Source organism: Streptomyces turgidiscabies Car8 (assembly GCF_000331005.1).
In the GTDB taxonomy this organism is placed as follows: Bacteria; Actinomycetota; Actinomycetes; order Streptomycetales; family Streptomycetaceae; genus Streptomyces; species Streptomyces turgidiscabies.
Window position 1 is genome coordinate 1 of sequence record NZ_AEJB01000459.1, and the last position, 10700, is coordinate 10700.

Genomic DNA, 10700 nt, shown 5'->3' on the forward strand with positions numbered 1-10700 from the left:
GGCGTACAGGACGTCACTGGCGCAGAAACGCGTCCCCGTTCACCGCGATGTGGCTCTCCAGTGCCTGCAGGGCCCGCTGCGTCGCGTCCGGGGAACCGCTGCCGCGCCGTTCCGCGTAGTACGCCGCGCCCACTTTCTTGAGCAGGTCGGAGCCGGCCCGCTGGGCCTGTACCTCGTCGAGCTTCTGCTTGCCCTGTGTCAGGCCGCGCTGTGCCTGTTCCTTGGCGCGGTCCAGGAAGCCTGCCATCGGTCTCTCCAGTTCGTCGTCCGTCGAATACTCAAACGGCCCGCCCGATCTTGAAGTTCCCCGTAGGAGGTAATTCTCGTTCGCCGGGTCGAACGAGGTGGCGAAGAACCTCTTTGTGCCCACTTCGGAGATGATCCATTCCCGCTCATTCGTGTAATAGCACTGCCCCGTCCGGTGCGGAAGGCTGGTGCGCGCAGGCGTCCGACGCGGAGCACACCCGAGGGGGGCGACGGGTCGGCGCATTACGCGTTAATGGGAGGGCAGTTCTTTATGTCGGTAGGCGAAGAGATCCGCACGGAGCAGGACAAGCCGCAGCAGAGTCTCGGCACAACGGCCGCGCGGAATCTGGCCACCACCACCAAGTCCGTTCCCCAGATGCAGGAGATCAGCTCGCGCTGGCTGCTGCGCATGCTCCCCTGGGTGAACGTGCAGGGTGGTACATACCGTGTGAACCGGCGGCTCACCTACTCCGTGGGAGACGGCCGTCTGACGTTCGTGAAGACGGGTGACCGCGTGGAAGTGGTCCCCGCCGAACTGTCCGAGTTGCCGGCCCTGCGGTCCTACGAGGACGAGGAAGTGCTCTCGGAGCTCGCCCGGCGCTGCCAGCAGCGGGAGTTCACACCCGGTTCGGAGATCGCCTCGTTCGGCAGCCCGAACGACGAGGTGTTCCTGCTGGTGCACGGCAAGGTCGAGAAGATCGGCACGGGTCCGTACGGCGACGACGCCGAACTCGGCATGCTGGCCGACGGGGCGTACTTCGGGGACCAGGCGCTGCTCGACCCGGACGCCCTCTGGGAGTACACGGCCCGCGCGGTCACCGCGGTCACTGTCCTGACACTCTCCCGTCAGCATTTCGAGCAGGTCGCCGAGCGCGCCGACTCGCTGAGCGGGCACCTCCAGGAACTGCGAGCGATCCCGGAGCAGAACGCCAACAAATACGGTGAGCGGGAGATCGACCTCGCGGCCGGTCACCGCGGCGAGGCGGACATCCCGCGCACGTTCGTCGACTACGAGGCCAGTCCCCGTGAGTACGAACTGAGCATCGCCCAGACCGTACTGCGCATCCACTCGCGCGTCGCCGACCTCTACAACCAGCCGATGAACCAGACCGAGCAGCAGCTCCGGCTCACGGTCGAGGCCCTGAAGGAGCGCCAGGAGCACGAACTCGTCAACAACAGGGAGTTCGGGCTGCTCAGCAACTGCGAGTACGACCAGCGGCTCCAGCCGCACGACGGCGTGCCCAGCCCCGACGACCTGGACGAACTGCTCAGCAGGCGGCGCGGAACCAAGTTCCTCCTCGCCCATCCGCGCGCGATCTCCGCGATCGGCCGTGAGCTGAACAAGCGCGGCCTCGTCCCCGAGACGATCGACATGAGCGGCAACCGCATCCCCACCTGGCGCGGGGTGCCGATCTTCCCGTGCAACAAGATCCCGGTCACCGAGGCCCGTACGACCTCGATCATCGCGATGCGTACCGGCGAGGCCGAACAGGGGGTCATCGGGCTCCAGCAGGCCGGAATCCCGGACGAGATCGAGCCCAGCCTGTCCGTGCGGTTCATGGGCATCAACGAACAGGCGGTCATCAACTACCTGGTGACGGCCTACTACTCGGCGGCCGTCCTGGTCCCGGACGCCCTCGGCGTGCTGGAGAACGTCGAGATCGGCCGCTGGCGATGACCCCGCCCCACGGCCCGGCCGAGACCATCGGAACCCTGGACCCGGAGAGGCGGAACCCCATCGGCGGTCCGGCTCGAAGGCGTTCGGAGAGATCCCCGGAGTCCGGGGGACGGGAGCGGCCGGCCGTGGGCGCGAGGCACGACGCGGGGCAGGAGGACTTCCCCGCACAGGCCCGGGGGAAGGGCGAGGAGCGGGGTCCGCTCCCGGGGGCGGACGGGCAGGACGCCGAACTCATCCTGGAGCAGGCGCGGGCCGTGGTCGATCCCGAGCTGCGCGGGGCGATCGAGTCACTGCCCGGGGCCATGCGCCGCGTCGCGCTCTACCACTTCGGGTGGGAGCACGCGGACGGCAGTCCGGCGGCGGGCAACGCGGGCAAGGCGATCCGCCCCGCGCTGGTGCTCACCGCGGTGGCGGCACTCGGCGGCCGCCGGGAAACGGCCGTACGGGCGGCCGCGGCGGTGGAGCTGGTGCACAACTTCACCCTGCTGCACGACGACGTCATGGACCGGGACACCACCCGCAGACACCGGCCCACCGCGTGGACCGTGTTCGGCGACGCCGACGCGATCCTCACGGGGGACGCCCTGCACGCCCTGGCGCTGCGGCTGCTCGCCGAGGACCCGCACCCGGCGTCCGCCACCGCCGCCGCCCGGCTCGCGTCCTGCGTGGTCGAGCTGTGCGAGGGGCAGCACGCGGACACGGCCATGGAGAAACGGGGCCCCGGTGAGGTCACCCTCGACGAGTGTCTCGTCATGGCCGAGGCCAAGACGGGCGCGCTGCTCGGCTGTGCCTGCGCTCTCGGGGCGCTCTACGCGGGCGGATCGGCCGCGGACGTCGAGGCGATGGACGCGTTCGGCCGGGAGGCCGGGCTCGCCTTCCAGCTCATCGACGACGTGATCGGGATATGGGGGGACCCGAGCCGCACCGGCAAACCGGCCGGGGCGGATCTGGTCGCCCGCAAGAAGTCCCTGCCCGTGGTCGCCGCACTGGCCTCCGGCACACCGGCGGCCACCGAACTGGCCGAGTTGTACGCGGTTCCGTACGACGAGGGGCAGGAAGGGGCTCTGGAGCGGACGGTGCTCGCCGTCGAGCGGGCGGGCGGCCGGGACTGGGCACAGCTCCAGGCGGCCGACCGGATGGCCCGCGCGATACACGAACTGTCCCGCGCGGTCCCCGACCCGGAGGCGGCCGGCGGTCTCCTGTCGCTGGCCGAGTTCGTGACCCGCCGCACCACCTGAGTCCCCGGAGACACCCGCCACCCGCGGCGGGGCGCACGGCCCTGACTCCGTGCGCCCCGAGGCGGCGCTCCGGCGGCGGGTCCCGCACATCCCCACGGTGTGCGGGCCCGTCACATCCCGCACACCGGTTACTCTCAACCGCCATACGATCAACGGTGGTTGAGACAAAAGGGGCGGGCATGGGCGTGGCGATACGTACGGCGGGCGAGGACGACCGGGAGCTGGTGGTCCGACTGCTGGACGAGGCGTTCCAGGACGACCCGGTGAGTAACTGGGTGTTCCCCGAGCAGCAGCACCGCCGCGCGACGCATCCCAGGCTGATGGCCGCCTTCCTCGACATCGTGCTCGCCGAGGGCCACGTCGACCTCGCCGAGGACGGCACGGGGTGCGCCCTGTGGCTGTCCGTCCCCGCCGACGCCCACCCGGAGAACGAAGGGGAGGCGCAGGACAACGGCGACGCGGCCCAGTTGCGGGAGGCCGTCGACCCCGACAACGAGCGCGTCGAGTTGATAGGGCAGCTCACGGCCGCGATACACCCCTCCGGCCGGGCCCACGAATACCTGTGGATGATCGGCGTCGCGCCGGAGAGCCAGGGCCAGGGGCTGGGCGCGGCTCTCATCCAGCACGTCCTGGAGCGCTGCGACCGCGAGGGAGTGGCCGCCTACCTGGAGGCGAGCAGCGCCCGCAGCCGCACACTCTACGAGCGGCTCGGCTTCGCCCTCCTCGACCGCCCTCTCGACCTCCCGGACGGCCCCCAGATGTGGCCCATGTGGCGCGAGCCCCAGGCCTGATCCCCGCTCACCGTCGACCCCGTCCAGCGCTGAACCGGCGAGGGGCGCCCCGGCCGGTCCCGCAATACCCTGAGGGCATGGGCAGAGACGAGCACGACTGTCCCGTCTGCGGACAGCCCGTGACCACGGTGGTACGGCGGTACAAGACCCTGGGTGCGTGGGTGCCCAAGTGGGTCGCCGGGCCGTGCCGGAACACCGCGTGCGAGGCGTACGTCGATCCGGCCGCCGAGGCCGAGGACGGCTCCGGGGAAGCCGCCCGATCGCCGCGGCCCGAGCCGAAGGAGCGGTCATGAAGTATCTGGTGACGGTACGCGGGACGCAGGCGGACTACGACGCCCAGAGCGGCCGGACGGCCGGGGCCGGCCCGGTCTGGACCGAGGACGACCTGCGGGCCATGTACGCCTACATGGGCGCGATCAACGCCGACCTCGCCGGGACGGGCGAGTTCCTCGACGGGAACGGCCTGGCCGAGCCCGCGCGGATTCGGCAGGTCCGCGCCGGTGCGGACGGTGGCACAGTGATCACCGACGGTCCGTACGGCGACACCGAGGTGCTGATGGCCGGTTACTGGCTGCTGGAGTGCGCGAGCCTGGAGCGGGTCACCGAGATCGCCGCCCGCGTCACCCGCTGCCCGGTCCCGGAGGGGGCGGCGGAGCACCCCGTGGAGATCCGCCCCGTCATGGACGGGGACAAGGACGGTGCCGGGGACGGGTGAATGCTCGCACCCGCGGCGCTATTTTGGCCTCATGTCCGAACCCTCGCTCCCGTACGTACTCCACATCACCGAACGCGCCCTCTGGGACGCCGCCCGCGAGCGCGGCACCTACGAGATGTCGACGCGTGGCCGCACCCTCCGGGAGGAGGGCTTCATCCACTGCTCGACCCGTGACCAACTCCCGCGCGTGGCCGCCTTCCTGTACGGCTCCTACGACGGCCCCGACGACCTGGTGGTGCTGGTCGTGGACCCCGCGCGACTTGACGTACCCCTGAAGTACGAGGCCCCGGAACCGGGCGGCGAGGAGTTCCCGCACGTGTACGGGCCGATCCCGGTGACCGCCGTGGTGGACGTCGAGGCGTGGGGGTGAGCCGACGGGTGTGGCGGTGGGCCGTGCTCGTGTGGGTGGTCACGGTGGCCGTCGGAGGTGCCCTCACGGTGTGGCTGCAGGACTCGGCGGAGCCGCCGCGGACGCCTGCCTCGCACGGGACGGACGACAGCGGGCCGGCACCGGTGGTGGGGCGGAACGGGGACGACCTGAAGGACCTGGCCGGCATGTGCTCGGCGACACCGGGGGCTTCCCCGACGCCGGCAGAGGCGTCCGGAGTGATCGTGGTGTGTCTGAGGGAGACCCCTCGTCCCTAGGCGAGGTCGTCCGTCGCTGTCGGCTTCGGTGGCAGGCCGCCAGTGTCGGGGTCGCGGCCGGTGAGGCAGTACGTGCCGCCCGCCGGGTCGCGCATGACCGTCCAGTGGGGGTGGTGGGCGACGACCGTGGCACCCAGCCGCTCATGGCGGGCGCGGGTCGCCGCGATGTCGGCGCAGGCCAGGTCCAGGTGGGCGGAGGCGGCGGCCCGTTCGGTGTCGAGGCGCTGGAGAAGGACGCGGACGGGGAGGCCCGCCGGGGGCCTGAGGACGTGGAACTCCGGGAGGGAGCCCGCGAGGGAGTCCCAGCCGGTGAGGCGCTCCCAGAAGGCGATCTCCGTGTCGTAGGCGGCGGGCGGGATGTCGATGGAAACCTGGTCGAGGCGGCTGCCGTCCACCACGGCGGGCCGTACCGTCTCCCCGTGCCAGGGCACGGCGCAGAACAGCTGCCCGGCGGGTGAGCTCAGCACGGCCCAGCCGTCGTGCGCGCCGACGACCGCCGCCCCGAGCCCCGACGCCGATGCGACGAAGGCGTCGACGTCCTCGACGGCGAGGTCGAGATGGGTGCCGCCGTCCGCGGAGGTCACCCCCTGGATCTTGACGCAGGGGTCGCCCGCGACCGGCAGCAGCGTCACGAACTCGCCCTGCTCACCCCGGGCTTCGGAGACCCGGGTGTCCGTGACGGCCGTCCAGAACGCGTGGGCCGGCGCGAGGAGTCCGGCGGGCCGGTCGACGAAGGCGTAGGCCCATCGGATGCCGCTCCCGGCGCCGATTCCGGTGTCTGAACCTGTGCCTGTACCTGTGCTCATGGGGTGATCGTAGAGCGGCGGCCGTCCATGTCACCTGCGCTTTTTCCAGCAACAGGCTTTGCCCGCAGTTCGCCGCGAGTATGTCTGCGCTTGCTTCCATCGAGGGCATGGACCACATCACGTTCCTGGTGGCGGTCGTCATCGTGACGGCCCTGGCCTTCGACTTCACCAACGGATTCCATGACACCGCCAACGCGATGGCCACCTCCATCGCCACCGGCGCCCTGAAACCGAGAACAGCGGTCCTGATCGGCGGAGTCCTCAACATCGTCGGCGCGTTCCTGTCCACCGAGGTCGCGAAGACGATCTCCGGCGGCATCGTCGACGACACGCTCGTCAGCCCCGGGATGATCTTCGCCGGGCTGGTCGGGGCGATCCTGTGGAACCTGCTGACCTGGCTGGTGGGGCTGCCGTCGAGCTCCTCGCACGCCCTGTTCGGCGGGCTGATCGGCGCGGTGTGGGTGGGCGCAGGCGCCGAGGGCGTGCACTTCACGAAGGTCGTCGAGAAGGTGCTGATCCCGGCGCTGGCCTCGCCGTTCGTGGCCGGCCTCGCGGCCCTGATCGCCACCTACGTCGCCTACAAGCTCACGGCCCGTGCCCGCAAGGACTCGGTGACCAGGGGATTCCGGGCCGGCCAGATCGCCTCCGCCTCCCTCGTCTCCCTCGCCCACGGCACGAACGACGCGCAGAAGACCATGGGCATCATCACCCTGACCCTGATCTCCGCGGGCGCGCTCGGCCACGACGCCGGCCCGCCGGTGTGGGTGATCGCCTCGGCTGGTCTCGCCATCGGCCTGGGCACCTATCTGGGCGGCTGGCGGATCATCCGGACCATGGGCAAGGGGCTCACCGAGATCCAGTCGCCGCAGGGCTTCGCCGCCGAGACGGCGTCCACGGCCGTCATCCTCACCTCCGCCCACCTCGGCTTCGCCCTGTCCACCACCCAGGTGGCGTCGGGAAGCATCCTGGGCGCGGGCCTGGGCCGGCGGCTGGCGGAGGTGCGCTGGGGTGTCGCGGGCCGCATGGTGATGGCGTGGCTGATCACCCTGCCCGCCGCGGCACTGGTCGGCGGGGTCTCCGCGGGCGCCGTCAGGTACGGCGGCGACTTCGGCACCGTGGTCGTCGCGCTGGTCGCCGTCGCGGTCGCGGCGGGCATCGTCCTCGCCGCGCGCCGCAACCCGGTCGACGCGCACAACGTCAACGACACCCACGAGGTCGGCATCCGGTCGACGGCGCCGACGACCGTCGGTACGGCCGCGTGAGCGAGGGAGAACCCACATGAAGCTGGACTGGACAGCGCTGGGCCAGGTCGCCGCCGTGAGCCTCGGAGTCACCGTCGCCGTGGTCGTCGTCTTCGCCTTCGGCGTCCTCGGACTCGCACGGGTCGAAGGTGCGCGCGAGAATGATGAAGGTACCCAAGCGCTCGGGTTCACCCAGGCAGGGCTGTGCTTCCTGGCGTGCGCGGCCGTGGTGGCGTACGGCATCTGTCTGATCGTGCCGCAGTTCCACTGACCTCCGGCCGGACACGAACGACCGTGCACGACCACGAACGAACGCCGAAGTCGATGCCCAGGAGGCCGACGGTATGACACCACTGATGTCCGGACTGAAGGTCGACTACAGCGACTTCGACGAACCCGTCCTCGTCCGGCCGGACGGCACGCCGGTCGAGACCTGGCGGGAGAACTACCCGTACCCCGAGCGCATGGACCGTAGGGAGTACGAGTTGCACAAGCGGCTCCAGCAGATCGAACTGCTGAAGCTGCAGAGCTGGATCAAGCAGACCGGACGCCGGCTGGTCGTCGTCTTCGAAGGCCGGGACGCGGCCGGGAAAGGCGGCACGATCAAGCGCTTCACGGAGCACCTCAACCCGCGCGGCGCCCGGGTGGTGGCCCTGGAGAAGCCCACCGAACGCGAACGCGGCCAGTGGTACTTCCAGCGGTACGTCGAACACCTCCCGACCGCCGGCGAGATAGTCCTCTTCGACCGCTCCTGGTACAACCGGGCCGGCGTCGAACGCGTCATGGGCTTCTGTACGGACGACGAGTACCGCCGCTTCACCCGCCAGGCCCCGCTGTTCGAGCGCATGCTCGCCGATGACGGCGTCGACCTGATCAAGTTCTGGTTCTCGGTCTCCCAGGGCGAGCAGCGCACGCGTTTCACGATCCGCCAGGTCGACCCCGTACGGCAGTGGAAGCTGAGCCCCATGGACCTCGCCTCCCTGGACCGCTGGGACGACTACACGGCGGCCAAGGTCGCCATGTTCCGCGCGACGGACACCGAACAGGCTCCCTGGACGGTGGTGAAGGGAAACGACAAGAAGCGGGCGCGGGTGGAGGCGATGCGCAGCGTCCTGGCCCGCTTCGACTACACGGGCAAGGACGAGGAGGTCGTCGGCAGCCCCGACCCGCGCATCGTGGGCGCGGCGGCGAACCTGCTGGAGGCGGGGGAGGATGACCACGGCGTGTGAGCGCCGTGCCGTCCGACACCACCGGGAGCCGCTGACGTGACCGACCGCATCCCCTCCTCCGCCGGCTCCGCCACCGACCGCCCCCGCCTCGCCGACAGCGCGTACAGCAGCGACCGGGACCTGGCCGCCCGGCAGTCGATCTACCGGTGGCAGACACCCCGTCACGACCTGCCGGGCATCGTCGCCGGGCAGTTGGACGCAGTGCCGGGCGGCGGGCGGGTGGTCGACGTGGGCTGCGGCAACGGTACGTATCTCCGGCGGCTGCGCGCGGAGCGGCCCGAGCTGTCCCTGCTCGGGCTGGACGTCTCGCCCGGCATCCTCGCCACCGTTCCCGGCCCGGTCGCCGTGGCAGATGTCATGCGGCTGCCGCTGGCCACGGGCAGCGTGGACGCGGCCCTGGCGATGCACATGCTCTACCACGTCCCCGACATCCCCCAGGCGGTACGGGAGTTGTCGCGCGTCGTCGCCCCGGACGGGCTGGTGATCGCCTCCACCAACAGCGACGGCGACAAGGCCGAACTCGACGACCTGTTGCACCGGGCCGCGAGTGACGTGCTCGGCACCGGACGGGAGCCGGCCCGGTTCTCGATCGGCGCCCGCTTCTCCCTGGAGAAGGCCCCGGCCTTCCTCGGAGAGGAGTTCGGCCGGGTACGGACCATCGAACTCCCCAGCACCGTCACGGTCCGCGATCCCGAGCCGGTCGTCGCGTACCTGGCGTCGTACCGGGCCTGGGCGGACCAGTACGAGGCGCCCTTCGACGAGACGATCGAGCGGGCCCGAGCCATCGTCACCGACCACATCGCCCGCCAGGGGGCGTTCGAGATCGGCTGCCGGGCGGGCATCCTCGTGTGTCGACGCTGAGGTGGGCGCGTACACGAGGAGCCGTGGGACAGCGAGAAGGGCCGGTCGAGATCGACCGGCCCTTCTCCGAAGGCTTGTTCAGGCCTTCTTGGTCTCCTAGTAATGGGCCGGGTCGGTGACCTGCGGGGATCTTCCCTGTGAGTCGCTGACCTGGCCTTTTGGTGATTGCTGGCGATGGGGTGCGACGGTCTTCAGTGGGTGTCCTGCGGACCGTGTGCGGACTGACTGTTGACCAGAGCGCAGGGGTGAGCCGTCAGGATGGAGAACTCCAGGCTTAGTGCCGTGGCGTCAGGCCGGATCCACGTTGGTTTCCTCGATCTCCTGCAGGAGGGCCTTTCGCTTCTTCGCTGAAAGGGAATCGCCGTTCACGCTGTGCATGGCCCAGGGGATGGGACACGGACCTTCATGCCCCGGGTCCGGGCACAGTACGTCTACCAGCCGGTCCATGAGTTCCTCGTGCTTGGCCGATGTTGTCACCAAGGCGATCTTCACCTGCCATAGCCTCGGCTCCTCCGTCACGCTCTCGGGTTCACTCTTGTCCGCGTCGTTCATGGTGTGGTCCTTGTGCCGAACTCGGAGGGTTCCGTGGTAGCAGTCTCTCCGTGCCCCGATCAACCGATCGGTGATCCAAGGCTCATTGCACCGCTGGAAGCAGCTCGATGCCTTCGCCTGCCGCACCGGTCGGCGAGCCGTTCCGCGCCACTGGGACAACCTGCAGCTGCTCGCCGGGCCGCACGGCTACGACTGCCAAGGGCGACGCGAGAGTTTTCTCAAGTGTGATGCGCGCGGGCTCACTCCCGAGTGCGTGCTGCTGCTTCTCGATCCGAAGATGGTCAACCGTCTCGCTCACCAGGAGCTCGTATACGCGAATGAGTTCGCCGTCGTCCTCGTATCCGCTGCGACCGGTGGAGAGCCTGGATTCGGATTCGGATACCACCGCGAGCATTGCGTTGGACAGGACTTGCTCGGATGCGGAGGCATGCGTCGGATCGAAGCCGACGATCCCTCCCGAGAGGTGCTCTGTATCCGTCCAGCGCAGATCCGAGTCCCTGATGGAGTAGTACAGCTCGCTCGCGACGAACCCGTCGTTCCTGCGGTGCAAGAGGAGGACGAATCCGAGATCGCCGTCGGTCCAGACGTCAGCGGCGGCAGGGCCGTCACTGAGGTCTGCGACGTGTCTGCCTGGGACCCTGCCATCTGGGACATGCGGTCCTCGTTCGAGAGCTGCTGCCGCGATGTCCGCCATAGGT

At 70.0% G+C, this 10700-nt stretch carries 15 protein-coding genes; 11 read left to right on the forward strand and 4 right to left on the reverse strand.

Annotation, left to right across the window (positions count from 1 at the left end; all coding sequences use genetic code 11):
- Nucleotides 1–13: 13 nt before the first annotated feature.
- Complete coding sequence (locus STRTUCAR8_RS33210; RefSeq protein WP_044473334.1) at nucleotides 14–247, reverse strand: hypothetical protein; 234 nt, start codon at nucleotides 245–247, stop codon at nucleotides 14–16.
- Between the two features lie 270 nt (nucleotides 248–517).
- On the opposite strand from STRTUCAR8_RS33210, the gene STRTUCAR8_RS33215 reads away from it, so the two are divergent.
- From STRTUCAR8_RS33215 to STRTUCAR8_RS33245, 7 genes are all read left to right on the forward strand, one after another.
- Entirely contained in the window at nucleotides 518–1924 is a 1407-nt protein-coding gene (locus STRTUCAR8_RS33215) for a family 2B encapsulin nanocompartment shell protein (RefSeq protein ID WP_006380620.1), read from the forward strand.
- 125 nt (nucleotides 1925–2049) lie between these two features.
- Nucleotides 2050–3162 (forward strand): family 2 encapsulin nanocompartment cargo protein polyprenyl transferase, encoded by a 1113-nt coding sequence (locus STRTUCAR8_RS33220; protein WP_006380631.1) that lies wholly within the window; start codon nucleotides 2050–2052, stop codon nucleotides 3160–3162.
- 179 nt (nucleotides 3163–3341) lie between these two features.
- Nucleotides 3342–3953, forward strand: a complete 612-nt coding sequence (locus tag STRTUCAR8_RS33225; RefSeq protein WP_044473335.1) for a GNAT family N-acetyltransferase — start codon at nucleotides 3342–3344, stop codon at nucleotides 3951–3953.
- Nucleotides 3954–4030: 77 nt separating this feature from the next.
- The gene (locus STRTUCAR8_RS33230) at nucleotides 4031–4246 is read left to right on the forward strand and encodes a hypothetical protein (RefSeq protein ID WP_044473336.1); all 216 of its coding nucleotides are present in this window, start codon (nucleotides 4031–4033) and stop codon (nucleotides 4244–4246) included.
- On the forward strand, nucleotides 4243–4668 hold the full coding sequence (locus STRTUCAR8_RS33235) for a YciI family protein (protein WP_006380629.1): 426 nt from the start codon (nucleotides 4243–4245) through the stop codon (nucleotides 4666–4668). The genes STRTUCAR8_RS33230 and STRTUCAR8_RS33235 overlap by 4 nt, the downstream gene beginning before the upstream one ends.
- Nucleotides 4669–4699: 31 nt before the next feature.
- Nucleotides 4700–5038: a DUF952 domain-containing protein gene (locus tag STRTUCAR8_RS33240; RefSeq protein WP_006380633.1), complete on the forward strand. Its 339-nt coding sequence runs from the start codon at nucleotides 4700–4702 to the stop codon at nucleotides 5036–5038.
- The gene (locus STRTUCAR8_RS33245) at nucleotides 5035–5313 is read left to right on the forward strand and encodes a hypothetical protein (protein ID WP_179200561.1); all 279 of its coding nucleotides are present in this window, start codon (nucleotides 5035–5037) and stop codon (nucleotides 5311–5313) included. The genes STRTUCAR8_RS33240 and STRTUCAR8_RS33245 overlap by 4 nt, the downstream gene beginning before the upstream one ends.
- Here STRTUCAR8_RS33245 and STRTUCAR8_RS33250 read toward each other — a convergent pair.
- Entirely contained in the window at nucleotides 5310–6119 is an 810-nt protein-coding gene (locus tag STRTUCAR8_RS33250) for a VOC family protein (RefSeq protein WP_006380609.1), read from the reverse strand. The two genes, STRTUCAR8_RS33245 and STRTUCAR8_RS33250, sit on opposite strands and share 4 nt — an antisense overlap.
- A 107-nt stretch (nucleotides 6120–6226) precedes the next feature.
- On the opposite strand from STRTUCAR8_RS33250, the gene STRTUCAR8_RS33255 reads away from it, so the two are divergent.
- From STRTUCAR8_RS33255 to STRTUCAR8_RS33270, 4 genes are all read left to right on the forward strand, one after another.
- Nucleotides 6227–7381 (forward strand): inorganic phosphate transporter, encoded by a 1155-nt coding sequence (locus STRTUCAR8_RS33255; protein WP_006380616.1) that lies wholly within the window; start codon nucleotides 6227–6229, stop codon nucleotides 7379–7381.
- 16 nt (nucleotides 7382–7397) lie between these two features.
- The gene (locus STRTUCAR8_RS33260; RefSeq protein WP_006380612.1) at nucleotides 7398–7631 is read left to right on the forward strand and encodes a hypothetical protein; all 234 of its coding nucleotides are present in this window, start codon (nucleotides 7398–7400) and stop codon (nucleotides 7629–7631) included.
- A 73-nt stretch (nucleotides 7632–7704) separates the two neighbouring features.
- On the forward strand, nucleotides 7705–8589 hold the full coding sequence (ppk2, locus tag STRTUCAR8_RS33265; RefSeq protein ID WP_006380619.1) for a polyphosphate kinase 2: 885 nt from the start codon (nucleotides 7705–7707) through the stop codon (nucleotides 8587–8589).
- 36 nt (nucleotides 8590–8625) lie between these two features.
- On the forward strand, nucleotides 8626–9450 hold the full coding sequence (locus tag STRTUCAR8_RS33270; protein ID WP_006380614.1) for a class I SAM-dependent methyltransferase: 825 nt from the start codon (nucleotides 8626–8628) through the stop codon (nucleotides 9448–9450).
- Nucleotides 9451–9738: 288 nt separating this feature from the next.
- Here the strand turns inward: STRTUCAR8_RS33270 and STRTUCAR8_RS33275 are convergent, their stop codons facing one another.
- Entirely contained in the window at nucleotides 9739–10002 is a 264-nt protein-coding gene (locus STRTUCAR8_RS33275; RefSeq protein ID WP_044473338.1) for a hypothetical protein, read from the reverse strand.
- Between the two features lie 82 nt (nucleotides 10003–10084).
- Nucleotides 10085–10696 (reverse strand): hypothetical protein, encoded by a 612-nt coding sequence (locus STRTUCAR8_RS33280; RefSeq protein WP_006380623.1) that lies wholly within the window; start codon nucleotides 10694–10696, stop codon nucleotides 10085–10087.
- Nucleotides 10697–10700 lie beyond the last annotated feature (4 nt).

What these genes read in the sequence shown, in the direction of transcription:
- STRTUCAR8_RS33250 (WP_006380609.1), bottom strand. Translation starts at nt 6,119, where the DNA reads ATGAGCACAGGTACAGGCACAGGTTCAGACACCGGAATCGGCGCCGGG.
- STRTUCAR8_RS33225 (WP_044473335.1), top strand. Translation starts at nt 3,342, where the DNA reads ATGGGCGTGGCGATACGTACGGCGGGCGAGGACGACCGGGAGCTGGTG.
- ppk2 (WP_006380619.1), top strand. Translation starts at nt 7,705, where the DNA reads ATGACACCACTGATGTCCGGACTGAAGGTCGACTACAGCGACTTCGAC.
- STRTUCAR8_RS33255 (WP_006380616.1), top strand. Translation starts at nt 6,227, where the DNA reads ATGGACCACATCACGTTCCTGGTGGCGGTCGTCATCGTGACGGCCCTG.
- STRTUCAR8_RS33210 (WP_044473334.1), bottom strand. Translation starts at nt 247, where the DNA reads ATGGCAGGCTTCCTGGACCGCGCCAAGGAACAGGCACAGCGCGGCCTG.
- STRTUCAR8_RS33275 (WP_044473338.1), bottom strand. Translation starts at nt 10,002, where the DNA reads ATGAACGACGCGGACAAGAGTGAACCCGAGAGCGTGACGGAGGAGCCG.
- STRTUCAR8_RS33260 (WP_006380612.1), top strand. Translation starts at nt 7,398, where the DNA reads ATGAAGCTGGACTGGACAGCGCTGGGCCAGGTCGCCGCCGTGAGCCTC.
- STRTUCAR8_RS33240 (WP_006380633.1), top strand. Translation starts at nt 4,700, where the DNA reads ATGTCCGAACCCTCGCTCCCGTACGTACTCCACATCACCGAACGCGCC.
- STRTUCAR8_RS33215 (WP_006380620.1), top strand. Translation starts at nt 518, where the DNA reads ATGTCGGTAGGCGAAGAGATCCGCACGGAGCAGGACAAGCCGCAGCAG.
- STRTUCAR8_RS33280 (WP_006380623.1), bottom strand. Translation starts at nt 10,696, where the DNA reads ATGGCGGACATCGCGGCAGCAGCTCTCGAACGAGGACCGCATGTCCCA.
- STRTUCAR8_RS33235 (WP_006380629.1), top strand. Translation starts at nt 4,243, where the DNA reads ATGAAGTATCTGGTGACGGTACGCGGGACGCAGGCGGACTACGACGCC.
- STRTUCAR8_RS33230 (WP_044473336.1), top strand. Translation starts at nt 4,031, where the DNA reads ATGGGCAGAGACGAGCACGACTGTCCCGTCTGCGGACAGCCCGTGACC.